The following is a 25,509-nucleotide window of genomic DNA, read 5'->3' as shown; positions in this document are numbered from 1 at the left end:
TACATCCAGTTGAATCTGTCCTTGAACACTGCCGATCTGTCCTGCATTGTTATTGAGTCCCTGACTCTTTAAGCTCAGTTGTTGGTTTGAAGCAATTACACCACTTTGGTTATTGATCCTTTTACCGTGCTGATCGCTAAATCTGCTTGGCTATTGATCTGTCCCTTGTTGCTGTTATCGACTTGGCCTGCATTGAGCGTTAACGCTTTGCCTGACAACACCACGCCTGCCTGATTGCTCAATAAGCCATTGCCTGCATTCAGATCAACATCACCCTGTGCACTTCCGATCTGACCTCGGTTGTTATTTAAACCTTGGCTGTTGAGTTTTAACCCCAAATCCGCTGCAATTAAACCTTCTAGGTTGTTGATTGCCTGTTGGCTGTTCAGTTGCAGTTGGCCCTGACTGTTCATTTGACCAGACTGGTTATCTATACTTTGTGCTGTAACACTTAAGTCTTTCTTCGCTTGAATCGTCCCCAACTGGTTGGTCAATGCGCCTTGCCCAGCTTGAACAAGCACCTGATCTTGTAAGCTGCCGATCTGTCCTTGAGTATTGTTCAGCCCTTCGCCTTTAACCTGTAATAATCCATTGGCAATCAGTTTACCTGTCTGGTTATTAATCTCAGCTTGACTCTGAATGTTAAGCTGTCCCTGTGCAGTCATTTGACCCTGTACACTGTTATCAACACTTTGCGCTGTGATCTGCTGGTCTGCACCACTGTGGATTTGACCCGTTTGGTTGCTTAATGCACCACCCAACTTGAGACTTAGATTCGACTTCTCTCCTGTCTGGATCAATCCTGACTGGTTACTTAAGTCATTTGCTGTAATCTCTAACTGACCATTTGAAGCAACTTGACCGCCATCATTATGAATATCACCCTGACTATCAATATTGAGTGTATTTAATGCACTAATTACACCACTGTTTGTTAGACCACTACTGCTGATATTAAGTGTCTTAGCTGACTGAATTTGTCCTGTAAGGTTGTCTAGGCCTTTCTGACCAGTCTGAATCTTCAAATCTCCCTGTTCAGTACCAATCTGACCTTTATTATTGTTTAAACCTTGACTACTTAAATTTATATTTTGTTTAGCAACCATGATGCCTGCTGCATTGTTTATGTCTTGCACACTGGTAATACGAAGATCACCCTGAGTACTGATTAAACCCTGCTGGCTATTCTCTAATTGCTGTGCATCAATCTGCGTATGACCGCCACTAATCAGCTGCCCTGATTGGCTATTGTCTAGTTTGCCAATCAGTTTAAAACTTAAGTCTCGACCGCTTTGCAGTAATCCACCCTGATTATTTAAATCTTGACCTGTTAAATTCAGGCTTTCACCTGAGATCACTTGCCCTTTATTATTTTTTAACCAGTGTTGTTGTAATTCAAGATGGCCTTGGGTCGCGATTAAACCTGACTGGTTATCAATCCCTTGTGCATTCAAACTCAGCTCTTGTTTAGACTGCAGTTTGCCTTGTTGGTTGCTGATTACACCTTGACCAGCATCTACCTTCAGTGTGCTTTCAACACTGCCGATTTGACCCGCATTATTATTTAAGCCCTGACTATTGAGCTGCACTGATTGATTTGCAATGATCTGTCCTGCATTGTTATCAATCTCTTGTTGAATCTGTGCTTGTATCGAGCCTTGCGCATTGATTAAGCCTGACTGGCTATGTAAGCGCTCTGCTTTGATCTCAATGTCTTTCGCTGATTGCAGTGATCCCGATTGGTTACTCAGTAATCCTGCTCCCGCATGAATACTTAATTGCGCTTTGATACTGGCAATTTGACCCTGATCATTGTTCAGTCCCTGACTTTGAATAGCAATCGCATCGTTGGCAACAATCTGACCCGCACTGTTGTCTATGCCTTGGTCAATGCTGAGTTCAATACTCTTCTCTGAACTGATCTTACCTAAATGGCTATTTAATTCTTGAGCCTTAAGCTGGATATCATTCTGTGCCTGTATCACACCAGAATTATTATCAACAACTCCTGAACCACTATCGACTACAACGCCTGCATGAATACTGCCGATTTGTCCTGCATTGTTATTGAGTCCCTGACTCTTTAAGCTCAGTTGTTGGTTTGAAGCAATTACACCACTTTGGTTATTGATCTCTTTTACCGTGCTGATCGCTAAATCTGCTTGGCTATTGATCTGTCCCTTGTTGCTGTTATCGACTTGGCCTGCATTGAGCATTAACGCTTTGCCTGACAACACCACGCCTGCCTGATTGCTCAATAAGCCATTGCCTGCATTCAGATCAACATCACCCTGTGCACTTCCAATCTGACCTCGGTTGTTATTTAAACCTTGGCTGTTGAGTTTTAACCCCAAATCCGCTGCAATTAAACCTTCTAGGTTGTTGATTGCCTGTTGGCTGTTCAGTTGCAGTTGGCCCTGACTGTTCATTTGACCAGACTGGTTATCTATACTTTGTGCTGTAACACTTAAGTCTTTCTTCGCTTGGATCGTACCCGACTGGTTGATCAATGCGCCTTGCCCAGCTTGTACAATCACCTGATCTTGTAAGCTGCCGATCTGTCCTAGGGTATTGTTGAGCCCTTCGCCTTTAACCTGTAATAATCCATTGGCGATCAGTTTACCTGTCTGGTTATTAATCTCAGCTTGACTCTGAATGTTAAGCTGTCCCTGTGCAGTCATTTGACCCTGTACACTGTTATCAACACTTTGCGCTGTGATCTGCTGGTCTGCTCCACTGTGAATTTGACCCGTTTGATTGCTTAATGCACCACCCAACTTGAGATTTAGATTCGACTTCTCTCCTGTCTGGATCAATCCTGACTGGTTACTTAAGTCATTTGCTGTAATCTCTAACTGACCATTTGAAGCAATTTGACCGCCATCATTACTGAGATCTCCATCACTCACTAAGCTGACTTTGCCTAAACTATTCAGTGTACCCTTATTGTTGTTCAGCCCCGTACTCTGTACGTTTAAATCACCTGTCGACTGTAGCGTACCAGATTGGTTAAGCAGTGCGCCCTTGCCTGTGTTGATCGTCACCTGTTCTTTGATACTGCCAAGTTGGCCTTGGCTATTATCTAGTCCTTGACTCTGAATTTCGACAAACTTGTTGGAGGCAATGATACCTGCATTGTTATTGACGTCTTGCTGAGTCCTAATGCTCAAGCTGCCTTGTGCATTGATTAAACCCTGCTGGCTATTCTCTAATTGCTGTGCATCAATCTGCGTATCACCGCCACTAATCAGTTGCCCTGATTGGCTATTGTCCAATTTGCCAATCAGTTTAAAACTTAAGTCTCGACCACTTTGCAGTAATCCACCCTGATTATTTAAATCTTGACCTGTTAAATTCAGGCTTTCACCTGAGATCACTTGCCCTTTAGTATTTTTTAACCAGTGTTGTTGTAATTCAAGATGGCCTTGGGTCGCGATTAAACCTGACTGGTTATCAATCCCTTGTGCATTCAAACTCAGGTCTTGTTTAGACTGCAGTTTGCCTTGTTGGTTGCTGATTACACCTTGACCAGCATCTACCTTCAGTGTGCTTTCAACACTGCCAATTTGACCCGCATTATTATTTAAGCCCTGACTATTAAGCTGCACCGATTGATTTGCAATGATCTGTCCTGCATTGTTATCAATCTCTTGTTGAATCTGTGCTTGTATCGAGCCTTGCGCATTGATTAAACCCGACTGACTATGTAAGCGCTCTGCTTTGATCTCAATGTCTTTCGCTGATTGCAGTGAGCCTGATTGGTTACTCAGTAATCCTGCTCCCGCATGAATACTTAATTGCGCTTTGATACTGGCAATTTGACCCTGATCATTGTTCAGTCCCTGACTTTGAATAGCAATCGCATCGTTGGCAACAATCTGACCCGCACTGTTGTCTATGCCTTGGTCAATGCTGAGTTCAATACTCTTCTCTGAACTGATCTTACCTAAATGGCTATTTAATTCTTGAGCCTTAAGCTGGATATCATTCTGTGCCTGTATCACACCAGAATTATTATCAACAACTCCTGAACCACTATCGACTACAACGCCTGCATGAATACTGCCGATTTGTCCTGCATTGTTATTGAGTCCCTGACTCTTTAAGCTCAGTTGTTGGTTTGAAGCAATTACACCACTTTGGTTATTGATCTCTTTTACCGTGCTGATCGCTAAATCTGCTTGGCTATTGATCTGTCCCTTGTTGCTGTTATCGACTTGGCCTGCATTGAGCATTAACGCTTTGCCTGACAACACCACGCCTGCCTGATTGCTCAATAAGCCATTGCCTGCATTCAGATCAACATCACCCTGTGCACTTCCAATCTGACCTCGGTTGTTATTTAAACCTTGGCTGTTGAGTTTTAACCCCAAATCCGCTGCAATTAAACCTTCTAGGTTGTTGATTGCCTGTTGGCTGTTCAGTTGCAGTTGGCCCTGACTGTTCATTTGACCAGACTGGTTATCTACACTTTGTGCTGTAACACTTAAGTCTTTCTTCGCTTGAATCGTCCCCAACTGGTTGGTCAATGCGCCTTGCCCAGCTTGTAAAATCACCTGATCTTGTAAGCTGCCAATCTGTCCTTGAGTATTGTTGAGCCCTTCGCCTTTAACCTGTAATAATCCATTGGCAATCAGTTTACCTGTCTGGTTATTAATCTCAGCTTGGCTCTGAATGTTAAGCTGTCCCTGTGCGCTAATTTGACCTTGTGCACTGTTATCAACACTTTGCGCTGTGATCTGCTGGTCTGCTCCACTGTGGATTTGACCCGTCTGGTTGCTTAATGCGCCACCCAACTTAAGATTTAGATTCGACTTCTCTCCTGTCTGAATCAATCCTGACTGGTTACTTAAGTCATTTGCTGTAATCTCTAACTGACCATTTGAAGCAATTTGACCGCCATCATTACTGAGATCTCCATCACTCACTAAGCTGACTTTGCCTAAACTATTCAGTGTACCCTTATTGTTGTTCAGCCCCGTACTCTGTACGTTTAAATCACCTGTCGACTGTAGCGTACCAGATTGGTTAAGCAGTGCGCCCTTGCCTGTGTTGATCGTCACCTGTTCTTTGACACTGCCAAGTTGGCCTTGGCTATTATCTAGTCCTTGACTCTGAATTTCGACAAACTTGTTGGCGGCAATGATACCTGCATTGTTATTGACGTCTTGCTGAGTCCTAATGCTCAAGCTGCCTTGTGCATTGATTAAACCCTGCTGGCTATTCTCTAATTGCTGTACATCAATCTGCGTATGACCGCCACTAATCAGTTGTCCTGATTGGCTATTGTCTAGTTTGCCAATCAGTTTAAAACTTAAGTCTCGACCGCTTTGCAGTAATCCACCCTGATTATTTAAATCTTGGCCTGTTAAATTCAGGCTTTCACCTGAGATCACTTGCCCTTTATTATTTTTTAACCAGTGTTGTTGTAATTCAAGATGACCTTGGGTCGCGATTAAACCTGACTGGTTATCAATCCCTTGTGCAGTCAAACTCAGGTCTTGTTTAGACTGCAGTTTGCCTTGTTGGTTGCTGATTACACCTTGACCAGCATCTACCTTCAGTGTGCTTTCAACACTGCCGATTTGACCCGCATTATTATTTAAGCCCTGACTATTAAGCTGCACCGATTGATTTGCAATCATCTGTCCTGCATTGTTATCAATCTCTTGTTGAATCTGTGCTTGTATCGAGCCTTGCGCATTGATTAAGCCTGACTGGCTATGTAAGCGCTCTGCTTTGATCTCAATGTCTTTCGCTGATTGCAGTGATCCCGATTGGTTACTCAGTAATCCTGCTCCCGCATGAATACTTAATTGCGCTTTGATACTGGCAATTTGACCCTGATCATTGTTCAGTCCCTGACTTTGAATAGCAATCGCATCGTTGGCAACAATCTGACCCGCACTGTTGTCTATGCCTTGGTCAATGCTGAGTTCAATACTCTTCTCTGAACTGATCTTACCTAAATGGCTATTTAATTCTTGAGCCTTAAGCTGGATATCATTCTGTGCCTGTATCACACCAGAATTATTATCAACAACTCCTGAACCACTATCGACTACAACGCCTGCATGAATACTGCCGATTTGTCCTGCATTGTTATTGAGTCCCTGACTCTTTAAGCTCAGTTGTTGGTTTGAAGCAATTACACCACTTTGGTTATTGATCTCTTTTACCGTGCTGATCGCTAAATCTGCTTGGCTATTGATCTGTCCCTTGTTGCTGTTATCGACTTGGCCTGCATTGAGCATTAACGCTTTGCCTGACAACACCACGCCTGCCTGATTGCTCAATAAGCCATTGCCTGCATTCAGATCAACATCACCCTGTGCACTTCCAATCTGACCTCGGTTGTTATTTAAACCTTGGCTGTTGAGTTTTAACCCCAAATCCGCTGCAATTAAACCTTCTAGGTTGTTGATTGCCTGTTGGCTGTTCAGTTGCAGTTGGCCCTGACTGTTCATTTGACCAGACTGGTTATCTATACTTTGTGCTGTAACACTTAAGTCTTTCTTCGCTTGGATCGTACCCGACTGGTTGATCAATGCGCCTTGCCCAGCTTGTACAATCACCTGATCTTGTAAGCTGCCGATCTGTCCTAGGGTATTGTTGAGCCCTTCGCCTTTAACCTGTAATAATCCATTGGCGATCAGTTTACCTGTCTGGTTATTAATCTCAGCTTGACTCTGAATGTTAAGCTGTCCCTGTGCAGTCATTTGACCCTGTACACTGTTATCAACACTTTGCGCTGTGATCTGCTGGTCTGCTCCACTGTGAATTTGACCCGTTTGATTGCTTAATGCACCACCCAACTTGAGATTTAGATTCGACTTCTCTCCTGTCTGGATCAATCCTGACTGGTTACTTAAGTCATTTGCTGTAATCTCTAACTGACCATTTGAAGCAATTTGACCGCCATCATTACTGAGATCTCCATCACTCACTAAGCTGACTTTGCCTAAACTATTCAGTGTACCCTTATTGTTGTTCAGCCCCGTACTCTGTACGTTTAAATCACCTGTCGACTGTAGCGTACCAGATTGGTTAAGCAGTGCGCCCTTGCCTGTGTTGATCGTCACCTGTTCTTTGATACTGCCAAGTTGGCCTTGGCTATTATCTAGTCCTTGACTCTGAATTTCGACAAACTTGTTGGAGGCAATGATACCTGCATTGTTATTGACGTCTTGCTGAGTCCTAATGCTCAAGCTGCCTTGTGCATTGATTAAACCCTGCTGGCTATTCTCTAATTGCTGTGCATCAATCTGCGTATGACCGCCACTAATCAGCTGCCCTGATTGGCTATTGTCTAGTTTGCCAATCAGTTTAAAACTTAAGTCTCGACCGCTTTGCAGTAATCCACCCTGATTATTTAAATCTTGACCTGTTAAATTCAGGCTTTCACCTGAGATCACTTGCCCTTTATTATTTTTTAACCAGTGTTGTTGTAATTCAAGATGGCCTTGGGTCGCGATTAAACCTGACTGGTTATCAATCCCTTGTGCATTCAAACTCAGCTCTTGTTTAGACTGCAGTTTGCCTTGTTGGTTGCTGATTACACCTTGACCAGCATCTACCTTCAGTGTGCTTTCAACACTGCCGATTTGACCCGCATTATTATTTAAGCCCTGACTATTGAGCTGCACTGATTGATTTGCAATGATCTGTCCTGCATTGTTATCAATCTCTTGTTGAATCTGTGCTTGTATCGAGCCTTGCGCATTGATTAAACCCGACTGACTATGTAAGCGCTCTGCTTTAATCTCAATGTCTTTCGCTGATTGCAGTGAGCCTGATTGGTTACTCAGTAATCCTGTACCTGCATCTAACTCTAATCTGCCCTGTACAGAACTGATTTGACCTTCACTATTATCAATACCCTGAGATTGAATTTGAACATCGGCATTTGCTGCAATTTGCCCAGTTTGATTGTTAACCTGTAACTGGCTATTTAATTTAAGATTTTGTTGAACATTGATTTGACCTTGCGTATGGTTATCAATCGAACCTGCCTGAATATTGGCATTATTACCTACATAAATTTTACCTGAATGACTATTGTCTAAAAGCCCTTTAACCTTAAGGTTCAGATCCTGTCCCTGTGCTGTACTAAGTGTTCCACCCTGATTATTTAATGCCCCCGTATCCATATTCAATATTGTCTGGCTTTGGATAAAACCCAACTGATTATTCAGTTGTTGCTGTATCGCTAAAGTCAGAGGGCTCTGCTTACCACGCTGGATAAGCTGTCCTTGCTGATGATTTAATTGATTCGCTTTCAGGATAATGTGTTCAGCTGAAGTTACACCCTGACTTAAATCAAGAATTCCTGCTTGTAATTGTAATTGACCATTACTGAGTATTTTTCCTTGATTACCCTGTAACTGATTAACCTGAATATCGAGTTGTCCTGTTCCTGCATGGATAAGTTGACCTGCAGTATTATTTAATAATGTCGTATTGAGATTGACCTGTGCTGCATTACTACGAATCTCACCTGACTGGTTATTTAGGCTCTGACTAAAATTCAAATCCAACTGATCAGTTCCAGTGTGTAAGATATGACCTTGACTATTATCTAAACTATTGGCATTTAGCTTAAGGTCTTTAGCACTTAAAGTACCTTGCTGATTATTAATAACATCATGACTATTCAATGATAAGTGTTCTGCAATCACCTGAGCTGAATGCGTCGAGATATTGCCTAACTGACTATTTAATTCAATATTTTTGGATTGAAGTTGCCCTTTACTCGCATCGATGTGATTTTGACTTTGCACATTAAGATTTTCACCTGCAAAGCTTTGTCCATGTAGCTCCACCTGACCTGCAGTAATCTTAAGATTGCCTGTTGTACCTAGTTTACCTTGACGGTCCAGCCCTGCTGCGATTAAACCAGACTGTTGATGTTGCAAGGTTTCGCTCTTGAGCTGAATTTCCTGTCCTGCGCTCAAAGATCCGGTATTTTGTAAGTTTTGCCCTATGATATTCAGATTTTGATCGGCATAAATACTGCCACTGTTATTCAATTGTTTATGTTCAAATTCAATATTATTAGCTTGAATCTGCCCCTGATTATTATCAAATTGAATGGCATTACTGATTAGGTTTTGTTTTGCAACAATGGATCCTAGAGTATTATCGACTGAACCATGTTTTTGCTGAATATTTTCAGCTAGAATTTGACCTGAGTTGTTATTTAAGTTTTGGCTATTCAGATTCAGCTGGGTTTTCGCTTGAATAATACCTGATGTGTTATCTAATGCTTGTTGAACGTCTAGACCAATATCTTGTTGCTCAGAATAGAGTAGGCCAGATTGATTATTAACTTGTCCTGCCTGAATGCTTAGCTGTTGTCCGCTCGCAATTTTTCCTTCGCTATTATTTAACGAGTCGGTGATATTAATATCAACTTGCTCAACAGCTTGAATGGTGCCTTTGTTATTATTCGCACTTGTTGATTGAACCTTTAAGCTTTTATTGACTGCAATCTGACCTGATTGATTACTTAAAATTGTGCTGAGAATATCTGCCTGTTGAACTGTTAATTGACCTTGATCATTATTAAAGTTTTCGCCCTGAACTTTAATATGACCTAGATTCAGCTTACCCCCTTGGTTCGCCAAAACATTATTGGTATCCAAATCGATCACACCACGGGCAATAATCGCGCCTTGATCATTATTCAACTGTTCCTTGACATGGATATAACCCTTATCATAGTCTTTTGGATCATTTGTCGTAGAACTGTCCTTGGCAATCTCAACACTGCCACCATCTTGAGCTGGATTGTTCGGTTTTACTGCAGTTGAACCTGAACCACTTGTTTCACCTGCACTTCCTCCATTATTAACACCAGTGTCACCTGATGTTGCTGAATTTTTAGTAAGACCAATTCTGCCGCCAGTATTGCTTATTGAGCCTGAGATTAAATCTAGTGATTGCGCCCCAGTCTGCTCAATTGAGCCACTGTTTTTTAAGCTATTGGCATCCAGCACAATACGTGCAGCGTTTAATACTCCTGCATTGGTTAAAGTTTTTTGTTGGTTTAAATACAGTTCGTCTGCACTGCTGATTAAACCTGAGTTATCCAAATTTTGGCTATCCACTCTAACTTGTGAGGTAGCACTACTGATGTTTCCTGTATTTTTAATATTTTCTGCATTTAATTGCAGTTGATCTTTATTGGCAATCATATTGCCTGTATTGGTTAAGTCACCATTGGCATTTAAATACATTTGACCTGTCGTGGCATTGAGTGACCCGGCATTACGCACCCCTAAACCTTTTTCAGTACCGACCAAATAGATTTTTCCAGCATACATGCCACCTAATTTTCCAACATCAAGGGCAAAGCTCGGTGTAGGTGAAGATGTGGTACTTGTTGTGGCAGTAATCTTTGTTGAGTTTTGATCTTGAACATTGATGTCGTTTTGACCCAACACGGTTTTTAGTTCATTGGCATATAGACCCGCATTGACATTTAAAGCACGTGTATAAATATCAGTATAAGGGGTTAAGCTTCCATTTAAGCCTTTCCCTTCAATCGTGACTTGCCCTTCACGTACTCGGAATGAATCAAGATAACCTTGATGCATTACTGCTTGACCCGTGGTTAAGGTAAAACGATCTGCGTTAATCACCCCACAGCCATCACAGATCAAGCCAGATGGGTTGGCAATCACCACTTGCGCTTGTTTACCCGCAACCTCCAAATAGCCCTTTAATTGACTCGGATTACTGCTGTTCACTTCATTCAGGATTACCTTGGCTTCACCTTTGGCTAGCCATGGATTACCTTGTACCCAACCACCCAATTGGGTTTGGGTATTATTTCGTGCATTATTTAAAATCGCACCTTCCTGACCCACATCAAACTGGGTATAGGTATTGCGTGATACACCACCGGCACTTGGGGTTTGAATATTAACTTGGGTTAAGCCATTGCTGCTGTTTAGAATGGTGGCTTGTTGAGAGTTTGGTGCTGATCGATCTGCCACAATTTGACTTTCAGCGATGGTTGCCATCGGCAAGGTGTAAATTGCTGCACCCAATAGGCTCACCACAGCAAAATTGACAGGATTGAGTTTTTTATAGGTGATTGAAGATGCTCCCGTGACATCCTCTATTTCGATTTCACCAATGCTATGTGATTGCCCCGCTGTTTTTGTACGGCTTTTTACAATCTCAGCAACCGCAATAAACATGCCACGTGCTTGACTAAAAATAACGCGATAACGATTCTTATTCATAATGTTTTACCTAAATGTTTTAATATTTTTTCAAGATTGAATGTTGCATATGGACATGGGATGTAATGGATTAATACATCCAGTTCAGGCTAAATCCTGTCGTCACATTGTCTGTTTTAAAGTGGTCTGGTTTTTTTAACGGCGTCCCAACAAAAACGTCATAATTGACCGATTTTAAGACTTGCCCACGTAATCCAAAGGCAGCACCCATTAAACTTGTTCCCAGCAATGGATTTGGTTCATGTGCGGTTTTACCCCCAACTTCACCATAGTCAATTCCTGTGTACCATTGCATCGGAAGCTTAAACATCGAGCCACTGATTTCATTACGGACTAAAAAGCCGTTATCTGCCAATAAAGTTTGTTCACCATCAAACCCTCTTACGGTATAGCGATTCCCAATCGAGAATCGATCTTGTGGGGTCAGTGGTTTTTTACTGTACTGCGTTCGCCATTCAGCAAGATACTGTAGCGATTGATTACCAACTTTAAATGGGACTTGCAGACTGGCATTGGCTTGTAAAATACCGACATGGGTATAGGCTTCGCCAAATTGCTCTTCAGGTGCATGCATTGCATTAAATGCACCTGTACCGCGTTTATAGGTTAAATTGCCTGTTAAAGTCGCATTGGCTAGATATTCTGTATGATCCAAACTGGCTTTCCAGCCACCGGTTTTTCGACGTTGTACTTCAATTTCTACATCATTGATGAAGTTTTGTGATTCCCGATACCATCCTCCCACACTGGCGGTGGTTTTTCGTTTGGCATCACGGTAAAGTACCCGAGATAAATCTGCCCCAATCAGTTTGCTTTTGCCGCTATAGCTATAACTTTCACTGGCACCTGCAACCGTTTGGTTATAATCAGACTGGCTATAACTGGTGCTGAGTAACCAATATTTGAGTGGAATGCTATAACTTAAATAATAGCCGTCCGTTCCGCGTTTACCTTGATCTCCCCCACCCAAATCATGGTTATAACTGCCATAAAACAAGTCATTTGCAGTAAACAGATGGTCTAAAGATAAGGTTGCTGTGCCTTGGTATTTCCCAGTTGAATCTGAGCCTGCATCATCAACACCTAAATGAATCCGGTAGGGTTTTGATTGTTGCCATGCCAACTCTAAATCACTATAGCCAGGTTGGTTACGCTGTTCTGAGGGTTTGATTTTAAAGTCAGCCTCAACAGTCGGCACGCGTTTAAAGTTTTCTAAACCTTGTTCAATATCCCGAATATTTAAAATATCCCCAGACTGAACAGGCAAGGCGTTAAATTTGTGAGCACGCTTAGACGTCCCTTGAACAAATTGAATTTGATCTACTTTCCCAGCAATCACTTGCAGTTTAATTTCACCTGAAGCAATGTTCTGTTGAGGTAGCAGCATGCGGGTGCTGACATACCCATGACTGATAATACTGTTTTGAATTAGATCTAAGGCTTGGTTTAAGCCTTGTACCCCAATACATCGGCCAATGAGATTATGTTGACCTTGCGTGACGGGGCGCATCGCAAAAGTAAATTGACGTGCATCATCCCCAATCAATACAAATTTTTTAATTTCAAAACACACATCTTCACTGTTTGATTTTAGATATTGCAGTTGTGGTTGAATTTGAAGTTGTTTTTCTAGTCCCGTTTGCACTACAGCTTCCGGCTGTAATTGCTTTTGTAATGCTTCATCACGTTGTTGTTGGCGTTGTACGGCATCTATTTCTAAGTCTGGACGTAATTGAGGATCTGCTGCGTTTGTTACTGTACCCAAAAGCGTTAAAAAAACGGCTAAAGTGGTTCTTTTATAGATGAAGTTCTGCATGTCAATAATAATTATGATAAATTTCACGTTTTATTATTTCGAAATTATGACATTTTGTAAATAATTAATTCAGATTTTTTCATCATAGATCTAAAAACAATAAATATTATCGTTCTATAAAATCACCTCCCCCAATCTTGACCTATCAACGACAAGGTCATATTTGGGGGATAGATCAAAATATGAAATGACTCTAACTTAACCGTTTAAGCCCGCGGTTTTTATCGTTCTTGTAAAGCTTGTTTCATCCGCGTAATCGGTTTAATCAAGTATTGAAATACGGTCTTTTCACCAGTCTTTACATCAACAGTGGTCACCATACCCGGAATAATCGGAAGCTTTTTCCCTTGTTTATCTACTAAACTATTTGCATCGGTTTTGACCAAGATACGATAGTAGACTTCATTTTGGTTTAATTTCAATTCACTATTACGTTTGTCATTACTCAGAGTATCGGGACTAATCAGTGTCACCACCCCCTCTAAGCCACCATAAATCGAATAATCATAGGCACTTATTTTAACAACAGCAGGCAATCCGGGACGAAGAAAAGCCACATCCTGTGGGCGTATATAAGCTTCAACCAAAAGTTTGTCATCTAAAGGAACAATTTCTAAAATATCTTGTCCTGCATTGACCACACCGCCCACTGTATTAATTTTAATATTTTTCACAATACCGCGAAGTGGTGCTTGAATAAATGAACGATCAACAGGATCCGCACGCATCGCCATATTTTCTCGCGCCTGTGCCAATTCAGCTTCTGTTTTTACCAACTCATTATTCGCATCGGTTAAATAGCGATTTTTCCGATCTAAAATTTGCGCCCCCAGATCTGCGGATTGTCGTTGCATACGCAATACTTCCACATTTGAAACCAATCCCTGCTGTGCCAGCGGTTGGGTAATCGAAATCTCATGATCCAAGAAACTTTTACTGGCTTTTAATGCTTCGATCGCATCGACCATCGACTGTCGTCTTACCGTATAAGCCTGATATTCTCTTTGCTTTAATTCCCTTGAAATCTCTTGAGGAAATATCGGCTTCGTCTCTGTAGTTTCCGCTTTCAATCGTGCTGCAATTGCGGTTAAATTTTCAACCTTAGCCTCGCTCTCTCTTAAAATAGCAGAACTGCGAGTATCATCTAGTTTGAGTAGAATTTGATTTTTTTCAACAACATCCCCTTCTTTTACTCTCATTTCCATGATAATCCCAGGGTCTAAACTTTGAATAATTTGCTCACGACTACTAGAGATAATACTTCCTTGGCCTCGCGTCACCTCTTCTAAGGTACTGTTATACGCCCAAATTAAAAATACGACGATTAACACGAATAGCAAAACAATTACCGCGAAATAGCCATAATGTTTTTCTTGCTGTAAGGCACCATTCAAATCGTTTAACAGCTTCAAATCAGATTGGCTGATTTGGGGCTGTTTAGTTTGTTTTTTCATTTCTTTCACTTACTTAATCTGCATAATCATAACAACATCGTTTCTCATCCGACCAAATCTTGACGTTTAAAGCATCAGGTTATTTACGGATCCGAGCACTGACACTCACCCGATGAACTTTGGGTTTTACAGGAGGAATATTTTGCCGCTGTTGTTGAACTAATTTGGCAAGAATCTCTGCTTTAGGACCATCCATCGCAATGGCGCCATTTTCCATTACAATAATACGATCAACCAATGCAAGGACTTGGGGACGATGGGTAACCACCAATAATGTTCTTTGCTTTGCCCAGTTTTGAAGCGCATCTAAGGCAGATAATTCTGTTTCTTGATCTAGTCCAGTGGTGGGTTCATCAAGCAGTACCACTTGTGGGTCACGTAAGGTTAATCTTGCTAAAGCAATGAGTTGCTTTTGCCCGCCAGATAACCCTAAGCCGTTTTCACCGAGTTGCATGTCTAAGCCTTGCGGATGCTGATTGATCACCTTATCGAGGCCAAACTGATGTAATACATGCATTAACTGTTGATCAGTTGAAAAATGATCAGTTCTTGCCAATTCGAGATTGTCCCTAAGCGTACCCAAAAATAAGCGAGGGCTTTGGCTAAGCAAACTGACTTTGCTTCGTAAATCACTTGGGTCGATTTGACGTATATCAATATTGTCTAAAGTAACATGACCTGCATTGGCCTCATAAAGACCACTTGCGAGTTTTAATAAAGTACTTTTTCCACTCCCAATATGTCCCAAAATAGCAACTTTTTCACCTGAGTTAATATTTAGGGTTATATCTTTGACTGCTGGTGCTGCATCTCGTTGATATTGAAATTGGATATGCTCAAAAGCGATCTGACCTTCGACCGATGCTAAACTGATATATTGCCGGCTAGGATCGCGCTCAATAGGTCTTGCAACAATATTATTAATCCCTTGTAAGGCCAATTTGGCTGACTGAAATTTAATCGCTAAACTGGCTATTTGGGATAATGGCGCAAGTGCTCGACCAGATAAAATCACCGAAGCAATCAAAGCCCCCATGGTAATTTTATAATCGGGATTACTGCTGTGAATTAAATAAGTCCCGAATACCACCAAGAAGACGGTATTTAACTGCTGCATACTTGCGGCAAAATTCACCACCAAATTACTTAAATTTCGAACTTTAATCGAAGATACAGAAGTTTTTGCAGTGAAATTATCCCAACGTTGCTGCGCCCAATTTGTGGCATTATTGGTTTTTAACGTCTCGATTCCATCAATTGCTTCAACTGCCAAGCCTTGTCTTTGAGATGACTCCTTCATAGATTCATTGATATAGCGAGCCAATGGTCTTTGCACAAAGAAGCCCACTGCAATCATAATTGGGATTAAGGCCAAGGGCACAAAGGCCAGCTTGCCACCGACTAATCCAATCACACTGATAAATAAAAATAAAAAAGGCAAATCAACAATGGTCAGTAAACTCGCACTGGTCATAAACTCGCGAACCGCTTCAAACTCACGTAGATTATTGGCATAGGCCCCAGCCGAACTTGGACGATCGACTAAACGTAACTGCATAACGCGTCTAAAGAGTGCCGAGCTAATAATTAAATCTGCTTTTTTACCTGCAATATCAGTTAAATAAGAACGAATTAATTTAGAAATAAACTCAAAACTAATCGCGATGATCACACCAATACTTAACACCCATAATGTTTCAAAAGCTTGGTTTGGAATAACACGGTCATATACATTCATAACGTATAGTGAACTTAATAAAGCTAAAAAATTAATCATCAGTGTTGCCAATACAACTTGATAATAATATTTTCTAAATCGCCAAATCACCTTCCAAAACCAAGCTTTAGGCAAATGATATTCAGGTAAATCAGAACGCAAATCTGATTGAACTTTTGGCTTAATAAACCAACAAAATCCTAAGTACAATTGTTCCAACTGCATTGCAGTGATGACTTTGGTCATCCCATCTGTTTGCAATAAATGATAAGTCCGTTCGTCAGCATGATATGTAACTTCGGTAATCACCGCAGCTTCTTCATTTTTTAATAAGATCGTGGCAGGTAAAGCAAGTGTTGGAATATCTTGTAAAGATCGCCTCGACAATTGGTTATCAAAACCATAACTCCGTAAAACTTCTGTGAGCGTGCCATAATCAATCTTTAAATCTTGATCACGCCCAACCCGTGCCAATAAAGCAGCTTCACTAATCGGACTACCTAATAATTTAGTCGTTAATGCGATATGTGAAATAATAGATTTCATGTTGTTCTACTTAAATAAATACTTTGAAAATAATCGGGAAACCAAGTTAGTTTGTGACACCAGCCCACTGACTGATTTTGGCTTGAGCCAATAAATACTCTAAAGTCGCAGCTCTAAAATCATTACGAGCTTCCACTTCTGTTGCTTCAATATTTGCAAGCTCGTTATAAGCATCGAGTACATCAATTAATGTTCGACGAGAGATTTTGAATTGTTGTTCATAAGCCCAAACGACTTTTTGTTGAACATCAATATATTGATTCACTAATTTAACGCGTTGTTCATTTTGAGACATATCGAACATGGCTGTTCGACTACGTTCAATGGTATCGCGTAAGCTTTGTTGCATACGCGACGCTACAGCGATCTTGGTTTGATTTTTCTGTGAGATCTTATGCTTTGAACCTTGGTTAAAGATGTCCCATGACATTCTTAAATAGATTTCTTTATTATCTGGACTTGCCGTCCCTTCTAAATTAATACTCGGCATTTGAGCCGCTTTAGACACTTTAATATCTTCAAGTGCACTTTCATGTTCTGCTTTTTGTGCTAAATAGCTGGGTATTTGATCAACTTCAGCACGATGGTATTGGGTAATAAAATCTTGAGATGCCATTCCATAAAAAGGATCAACAATCGTATCTGGTGCTAAAAAATCTTGCGTGTAGACTTCTAATCGACTCACAGTTAAACCTAAAGTACGTCGTAATTCAGCAATACCTGTTTCTACTTTTAGTCGACGTGCCTGAGCTTGGGCCAACTCACTGAGCCGACCTGAATCATGTTGCACAATAATATTTAAATCATGCAGCATTTTATCGTGACGTTTTAAATTTCGTTCTGCAACAACCAAAGACTCTTTGGTCCTTAATGCGGTTAAATACAATTTACTGATTTTATAACCAAGGTCTTCTCTGGTTTGTTCAGCAGTATATTGATAATAAGCTTCCTTTTTCTTATCTCGATCAACGGCTGCTTCGATCCCACCCCAAGCATAAACATTGACGGTCGCGCGTAGACCAGGAGCAAAATGCGTTTCTCGCGCATTACTTTCATATTTATGTTGTTGACCGAGTACTTGAGTCCCTATAGCACTGACAATCGGATAATGTTCAGCCTTAGTCGTCTGCATCGTACTATGTGCAAAAGACACATTTGCCTGAGCCTCCTGTATCACAGGATCATTGACCAGCGCTTGTTTGAGTATCTCTTTTAACGTCGCTGCATGTACCAATGGGCCATGTATTGCCAACATCCCTATAAAACACAGAGATATTGACCGCGTCAGTTTTCTATTCATTTGCATTGATGAGTTCTATCGGCTACCAGAAATACAATCAATGGCTATAAACATAACCATTTGTTTTAACTGTATTTTCAATAAATTTGCATTGAAGTATTATTTAAATGTGGTATAGCACCATCACGTGCATGCCAAACCACACTAAAAAACCCAGATAAATATACAAAAAGCATTCGCTACAGGATGTAGAAAATGCTTTTTGTACGGCTTAATTAGACTTAAATTAAGTTAGGCTGCTCAACACTGAGTTGCTCTAAATGTTGTGAGACATTGATATGGTTTGTATTCACAACTTCAGCTGGATTTGGCGTATTGGCAAAGCCATCTAAAGTATGACCAACTGCATTAAAAACCTCTAAATGATCCAACTGATTACTCATGCTCAGTGCTGCTTTACTGGCACTTGCTTCAGGAATTAATTGAATATCAATGAGCAATTTATCACTAGATTTATCGCCATCTTTATCGACAAGTGTAAATGTAAACTCTTCTTGGGTTTTACCTACAGGACGAGTCGGAGCTGGGTTATAACTAAAGTCACCAAACTTATCTGCTGACATATTTAATTTAAAGCTACCACCGATCTCTGTTTTCACCATCAATACACCATTACCAGCATCTTGCCAAATACTCGCATTGCTATTGCTACTGGTGATTTGGTTTGTTGCATAGTCATAAGTATAGTCATACGCATCAATCTGAATGATTAACTGACCAGCACCATCGGCACCGAAAGATGAAACAATATTGCCCACATCATCCGTACGAATAGACCCCTGAGTATCAGTAGCTTCTGGAACCAACTCAGACATAATACCGCCGAGATCAGACATATCTTTCAAAATAATAATGTCACTCGAACCATCTTTGTTGGTGCCTTTTTCGCCATCGAAAGCAATTGGTTTTAAGAAATCTGCACCCTCATCCATTTGAGGACCAATACCAATCGCAATAGATTTTATGTTTTGTTCTTTTAAGAACGCTGTCCACTTATCTTCACCGATATCGATATTTTGATTGCCTGGTTCATAATTTGATGGTGACGTTGGTTGGATACCACGTACTCCATCAGTGCCATTACCAAAGTTTGGAATACCATCACTGACAAAGAGCAAACTATTGTTCACCTTAGCGCCGTCCACACCGACAACAGGACCAGCACCTTGATTATTCAAATAACTATGAATAACTTCTTGTAAAGCCGCATCGTAGTTGGTATCTACACCAATATCTTTTGGTCGAGTGCCAAAATTATATAATCCTTTCACAATTTTCTTGGCGTCGTCTAATGACACCCATGTATCTGTTTGACCAGGTAACGAAAGATGCTTGGCTAATTTTGAGAAGCCAATGATATTCACTTTCACGTCTCCATTACCTGGGGCTACACTGTCAAGTTGCTCCTGATACTTATCTAGCATCGTTTCAATCGCTTCGACAGCTGCGTTCATACGCATTTTCTCGCCACCATTTACTGGATCTGGAATACCGCTATCTCTTGCACCCATACTGCTAGAGAGATCCAGACTAATGATCACGTTCGCATAAAAAGTCGTCTCACCATCTGCAACTACAGATATTGGCGCTGCTACTGATTTATCATCTTCCACAGTAATAATAAGGTTAGCATCGCCAATATTGGTATTGATACCAAAATCAAGATCTAAACGTTCACTGTTCTCACCAACATGATCCACTGGCGCTTTAAGACCAATTTCATAAGGAATTGTGGTTTTACCATTGCTGGTCACTGGTGTACCCAAAGTAATCGACATCACTTCTTGACCGCTTGGCGTGGTTCCAACTAAGCCGCCATTTGCTGTTTGAGTCCAGTTTATTGTCTCACCACCAGAAGTGACATCCACTGTTGGCAATGTCATTAAAATATCGCTAATGTCAGCATTACTAGGGTTATCTAAACTCAATTCACCATTTACAACAGCGGCTGTTGAACCATCTCCTAAATCAGCTTCTTTGAGTATCTCGGTTAAGGTACCTGTAGGGCTTATATCTAAAGTTACGTGAGCTGGATCCGATACATTGCCAGCTTTGTCTTTGACTGTATATTCAAATGCATCAGGACCAACATAACCCTTGTTTGGGGTATAGGTCACTTCGCCTGTGATTGAATCAACACTAACAGTACCGTTCTGAGGCTGTTTCGTGATCACTACAGTACTTGGATCTAAGTCACCATCTTTATCACTGTCATTTGCAGTCACATCAATAATAATTGGGGTATCTTCTTTGGTTTCAGCACTGTCATCAACTGCAACTGGATTGGCACTTACCTCAACCACTACAGTTGCAGGATCAGAGACATTCCCCGCTTTATCTTTGACTGTATATTCAAATTCATCTGGACCGACATAACCCTTGTTTGGGGTATAAGTCACTTCGCCTGTGATTGGATCAACGCTGACCGTACCGTTCTGAGGCTGTTTCGTGATCACTACTGTGCTTGGATCTAAATCACCATCTTTGTCAGTGTCATTTGAAGTGACATCAATAATGATTGGGGTGTCTTCTTTGGTGTTAGCACTGTCATCAACCGCAACTGGATTTGCACTCACTTCAACCACTACAGTTGCAGGATCAGAGACATTCCCCGCTTTATCTTTGACTGTATATTCAAATTCATCTGGACCGACATAACCCTTGTTTGGGGTATAAGTCACTTCTCCAGTGATTGGATCAACACTAACAGTACCGTTCTGAGGCTGTTTCGTGATCACTACAGTGCTTGGATCTAAATCACCATCTTTATCAGTGTCATTTGCAGTCACATCAATAATGATCGGGGTGTCTTCTTTGGTGTTAGCACTATCATCAACTGCAATTGGATTAGCGGTGATATCGATTACCACAGTCGCAGGATCAGACACATTGCCAGCCTTGTCTTTGACTGTATATTCAAATGCATCAGAACCAACATAACCCTTGTTTGGGGTATAGGTCACTTCACCTGTGATTGGATCAACACTAGCAGTACCGTTCTGAGGCTGTTTCGTGATCACCACCGTACTTGGATCTAAGTCACCATCTTTATCAGTGTCGTTTGAAGTCACATCAATAATAATTGGAGTATCTTCTTTGGTGTTAGCACTATCATCAACTGCAACAGGATTTGCACTCACTTCAACCACTACAGTTGCAGGATCAGACACATTCCCAGCTTTGTCTTGGACGGTATATTCAAATTCATCTGGACCGACATAACCCTTGTTTGGGGTATAGGTCACTTCGCCTGTGATTGGATCAACACTGACCGTACCGTTCTGAGGCTGTTTCGTGATCACTACAGTGCTTGGATCTAAATCACCATCTTTGTCACTATCATTTGCAGTCACATCAATAATGATTGGGGTGTCTTCTTTAGTTTCAGCACTGTCATCAACCGCAACTGGATTGGCTGTGATATCGATTACCACAGTCGCAGGATCAGACACATTGCCAGCTTTGTCTTTGACAGTATATTCAAACTGGTCTGGACCAACATAGCCCTTGTTTGGGGTATAAGTTACTCCACCTGTGATTAGATCAACGCTGACAGTACCATGCTGTGGTTGTTTTGTGATCACTACTGTACTTGGATCTAAGTCACCATCTTTATCAGTGTCATTTGAAGTCACATCAATAATGATTGGGGTATCTTCTTTGGTGTTAGCACTGTCATCAACCGCAACAGGATTGGCGGTGATATCAATCACTACAGTTGCAGGATCAGAGACATTCCCCGCTTTATCTTTGACTGTATATTCAAACTGATCTGGACCGACATAACCCTTGTTTGGGGTATAAGTCACCTCACCTGTGATTGGATCAACGCTGACCGTACCATGCTGTGGTTGTTTTGTGATCACTACTGTACTTGGATCTAAATCACCATCTTTGTCACTATCATTTGCAGTCACATCAATAATGATAGGCGTGTCTTCTTTAGTGTTAGCATTATCATCAACCGCAACAGGATTGGCTGTGATATCAATTACCACAGTTGCAGGATCAGACACATTCCCCGCTTTGTCTTTGACTGTATATTCAAATACATCTGGACCGACATAACCCTTGTTTGGGGTATAAGTCACTTCGCCTGTAATTGGATCAACACTAACAGTACCGTTCTGAGGCTGTTTCGTGATCACCACCGTACTTGGATCTAAGTCACCATCTTTGTCACTATCATTTGAAGTGACATCAATAATGATTGGGGTATCTTCTTTGGTGTTAGCGCTATCATCAACTGCAACAGGATTTGCACTGACTTCAACCACTACAGTTGCAGGATCAGAAACATTGCCAGCTTTGTCTTTGACGGTATATTCAAACTGGTCTGGACCAACATAACCTTTGTTTGGAGTATAGGTTACTTCACCTGTGATTGGATCAACACTGACCGTACCGTTCTGAGGCTGTTTCGTGATCACCACCGTACTTGGATCTAAGTCACCATCTTTATCGGTATCATTTGCAGTCACATCAATGATGATAGGCGTGTCTTCTTTGGTGTTAGCACTGTCTTTTTCTGCGATAGGAACATGCTGAGGATGTTCAATTACAGGAGATTTTTTATTGTTATCATGACCTTGACCAATAGCCACTGCCGCTATCGGAACCAAAGCCAATAGCCATAATGGATTAAAGGCCCAAAATGCTGCAACTTCTTCACCACCTAAAGCCTGACCAGCTTCAACTTGATCCGCAAGCAAACTTACTGCATCACTTTTTTCTGAACTTTCTGGGACATAAGGGTAATATTTACCATTTTCATGCTGACCGATCAGTAAGTTAGACTCCCCTTCTGAATAGCCCAACTCACCATTTGCAGCATAATAGTTTTCAATAATCAGATCTGGCTGATCAACATCCCCACCTTCGAAACTAATCCACAAATCCTTATCATGGCGTTTAGTCGCAATATTTTCTGGCCCAAATGAAGTCTCTTTATCGGTAAACTCATAATGAACATTTGCTTTTGCAGCAATTTTTAATGGTTTCCCTTGAGAACCACGACCAAACTCGCCCCCTTCAATATTCAAGGTATCGAGTGTTGATTTTTTAGCATTAATTTTGAGAACAATATTCTTTACAGTCACGTTTATTTCCTTAATTTCAATAATTAAGCATTAATTAATAGAATCAAAATACTAAGTTTTGAAATGAAGCGTAATTACGGCTGAGTACCATAAAGAAGGATCTCAACTCGACGATTGGGCTGATTACATGCCAAACGCGCAGTACGATTTTGAGTGTGTTTTTCAGAACAATCTGTGATCAATAAATTTGTTTTACCACGGCCTTCTGCAGCAATTAAATCAGCAGATAAACCATAATTTACCATCATATTTTTTACACTTTGCGCACGATGCGCTGACAACACTTGGTTATAACTTTCCGTACCGTCTGGATCTGTATAACCAATAACATCTATATGGCTAATCTCGGCTGTTTCATTACGAATGGCATCTGCAACATTCTTAATTTCTTGTTTACCCTGAGTTAACATATTTGCTTCATCTGATTTATCAAACTGAAACAAAGCGCCAGCTTGTAATGTAAATTTCTTCAACATTTTAACGGTAGGCTTACACTTTAAATCGCGATCAACACGTGGCAAGGTATGGACTTGTTCTTTTAAATGCTGCTGAGCTTTTTTAATTTCATCCTCATTCATTGCTAAGAAATAAGTCTGCCCATTCTGATCCAGACTCACACGTAAGTAGGTGGTTTTTTCGAGAGGTAAATTATAGTATTGCCCACCTTTTTCTTTGGTTGCATAGCGATCTTTGACATCCGTTTCAATTGCAACCAACTTTTGGTTATCAGGACAAACTTCAAGCTCTTTATAAGCATTGGGTAACAATGAAGCCAAATATTCTCCACCTACAAAAATATTTACCGCTTTTCCCTCAATTTTCTCATCACGAACAAAAACAACATTTGCTTTATTTTTATTTACTTTTTCATTAATTTTTTGATTTTCAAAGTTATGCCACTTTTCAACAGCCGTACCATTACTACCACCTTTCACAGCACATCCAGACAAGATTGAGCTGAAGAGTAGTGTTGTGACCAACAAGCCTTTATTTGTGACCATCATTAAAATTTGTTCCTTACAGAATTTAAAAGTAAAAAACCTCTACAACGAAACGTTTAAGCTTCGTAGAGGTTGCACATAAAAACCTTTTAGACAGCGAGACCAATACTTTAAATTTCAGTAAGGCTACCTAAAAACACGCTTTTTCGTGACATATTTCACGGTTTAATATTTAAGGTACGCAAAAATAATGAATTAGGGTTAATACGTCAAATGATAAAAATTTGCCTTTGGGTTAAAATAATTCACCTGAAAAAACATAAGGTTAAATATTGATCTTTAAATATATTTTGATTTAGAAAGCAGTATCTATTTTAAAATTTTTATTTAATATTTCACATGAATTATAAAATATATGACAGCGAGCAATAAAGTGATGAACTTAGATAAGTCATTAACAGGTTTTCAATTATCTAAACTTCATACATTTGAAGTAGCTGCAAGGCATGAGTCTTTTTCATTAGCGGCAAAAGAGTTATGTTTAACACCTAGTGCTGTTAGCCACCAAATCAATTTATTAGAGAAAGAACTCAATATAAAACTATTTTTACGCTTACACCGTAAAGTTGAACTCACGGCTGAAGGCAAGCACATTTTTTGGGCATTGCAGTCTTCTTTAGGCCATCTCAATACTGAAATTAAGGCCATCCAAAATCAAACTTTATCTGGACCACTCACAATTTATGCTAGGCCATCGATTACACAAAATTGGTTGGTTCCCAAACTGTCTGACTTTATACAGCGCTATCCTTTTATTGAATTGTCCATTTTGACTGGCAATGAAAATGTTAATTTGCAACGAGAAGGGATAGATTTAGCACTTTATTTTGATAACCAACCCTGCCCGCAATTGAATTATCAATACTTAATGGATGAACATATCTTACCTGTATGTAGTCCTGAGTATGCTGAAAAATTCAACCTTGTAAACAATTGGCAGAATTTAAACCAGTGTACTTTACTTCATGACAGCCATGCATGGTGTAATAAGACTGGAACGGGTGAATGGGACAGTTGGGCCGCACATTTTAATATCAATATTGATACCCCTTCAGCGCTTTACTTCAATCGATCAGATCTCGCCTCAATTGCTGCCAAAAATAACCTTGGAGTGACAATGGGGAGAAAACGATTGGTTGAAAAAGCCATTAAAAAAGGCGAACTAATCGCACCATTCCCTGATCAGTTTTTACTCTGCGAGCAACATTACTATATCACTTCACTGAAAGATCGCCACTGGCCAAAAATTGAGGCCTTTAGTCTATGGCTCAAAAATCAAACCATGAGTCAGGACTAAAATGACTTGCTAACAAACCATAATCAA

Annotated in this window: 8 protein-coding genes; 1 reads left to right on the top strand and 7 read right to left on the bottom strand. The window is 40.6% G+C overall.

Annotated features, from left to right (window positions below; translation table 11 throughout):
* Positions 1-95: 95 nt before the first annotated feature.
* The 7 genes from ACQ7EO_RS04955 to ACQ7EO_RS04925 all read right to left on the bottom strand — a co-directional run bounded on the left by ACQ7EO_RS04955 (position 96) and on the right by ACQ7EO_RS04925 (position 24,188).
* The gene (locus tag ACQ7EO_RS04955; RefSeq protein ID WP_434279039.1) at positions 96-11,252 is read right to left on the bottom strand and encodes a filamentous hemagglutinin N-terminal domain-containing protein; all 11,157 of its coding nucleotides are present in this window, start codon (positions 11,250-11,252) and stop codon (positions 96-98) included.
* Positions 11,253-11,322: 70 nt separating this feature from the next.
* Entirely contained in the window at positions 11,323-13,068 is a 1,746-nt protein-coding gene (locus ACQ7EO_RS04950; protein WP_434279591.1) for a ShlB/FhaC/HecB family hemolysin secretion/activation protein, read from the bottom strand.
* A gap of 221 nt (positions 13,069-13,289) precedes the next feature.
* Positions 13,290-14,522 carry an HlyD family efflux transporter periplasmic adaptor subunit gene (locus tag ACQ7EO_RS04945; RefSeq protein WP_434279038.1) on the bottom strand — a complete coding sequence of 411 codons (1,233 nt, stop codon included), beginning with the start codon at positions 14,520-14,522 and terminating at the stop codon, positions 13,290-13,292.
* A 79-nt stretch (positions 14,523-14,601) separates the two neighbouring features.
* Complete coding sequence (locus tag ACQ7EO_RS04940) at positions 14,602-16,785, bottom strand: type I secretion system permease/ATPase (RefSeq protein ID WP_434279037.1); 2,184 nt, start codon at positions 16,783-16,785, stop codon at positions 14,602-14,604.
* Between the two features lie 46 nt (positions 16,786-16,831).
* On the bottom strand, positions 16,832-18,040 hold the full coding sequence (locus ACQ7EO_RS04935) for a TolC family protein (protein WP_434279036.1): 1,209 nt from the start codon (positions 18,038-18,040) through the stop codon (positions 16,832-16,834).
* A 266-nt stretch (positions 18,041-18,306) separates the two neighbouring features.
* Positions 18,307-23,184, bottom strand: coding sequence for an Ig-like domain-containing protein (locus ACQ7EO_RS04930; protein ID WP_434279035.1), 4,878 nt, complete (start codon positions 23,182-23,184; stop codon positions 18,307-18,309).
* Positions 23,185-23,258: 74 nt separating this feature from the next.
* On the bottom strand, positions 23,259-24,188 hold the full coding sequence (locus tag ACQ7EO_RS04925) for an OmpA family protein (protein ID WP_434279034.1): 930 nt from the start codon (positions 24,186-24,188) through the stop codon (positions 23,259-23,261).
* A 373-nt stretch (positions 24,189-24,561) separates the two neighbouring features.
* Here ACQ7EO_RS04925 and dsdC point away from each other — a divergent pair, with 373 nt between their 5' ends.
* Complete coding sequence (gene dsdC, locus ACQ7EO_RS04920; protein WP_434279033.1) at positions 24,562-25,482, top strand: DNA-binding transcriptional regulator DsdC; 921 nt, start codon at positions 24,562-24,564, stop codon at positions 25,480-25,482.
* Positions 25,483-25,509 lie beyond the last annotated feature (27 nt).

This window comes from Acinetobacter sp. CE-15, from assembly GCF_051059255.1.
In the GTDB taxonomy this organism is placed as follows: domain Bacteria; phylum Pseudomonadota; class Gammaproteobacteria; order Pseudomonadales; family Moraxellaceae; genus Acinetobacter; species Acinetobacter guillouiae.
The sequence above is the reverse complement of the archived record's forward strand: the minus strand, read 5'-3'. Positions and strand labels throughout refer to the sequence as shown.

Coding starts and splice junctions, on each gene's coding strand:
- ACQ7EO_RS04945 (WP_434279038.1), bottom strand. CDS start 14,522: ATGAAAAAACAAACTAAACAGCCCCAAATCAGCCAATCTGATTTGAAG.
- ACQ7EO_RS04940 (WP_434279037.1), bottom strand. CDS start 16,785: ATGAAATCTATTATTTCACATATCGCATTAACGACTAAATTATTAGGT.
- dsdC (WP_434279033.1), top strand. CDS start 24,562: ATGAACTTAGATAAGTCATTAACAGGTTTTCAATTATCTAAACTTCAT.
- ACQ7EO_RS04935 (WP_434279036.1), bottom strand. CDS start 18,040: ATGTTGGCAATACATGGCCCATTGGTACATGCAGCGACGTTAAAAGAG.
- ACQ7EO_RS04955 (WP_434279039.1), bottom strand. CDS start 11,252: ATGAATAAGAATCGTTATCGCGTTATTTTTAGTCAAGCACGTGGCATG.
- ACQ7EO_RS04950 (WP_434279591.1), bottom strand. CDS start 13,068: ATGCAGAACTTCATCTATAAAAGAACCACTTTAGCCGTTTTTTTAACG.
- ACQ7EO_RS04925 (WP_434279034.1), bottom strand. CDS start 24,188: ATGATGGTCACAAATAAAGGCTTGTTGGTCACAACACTACTCTTCAGC.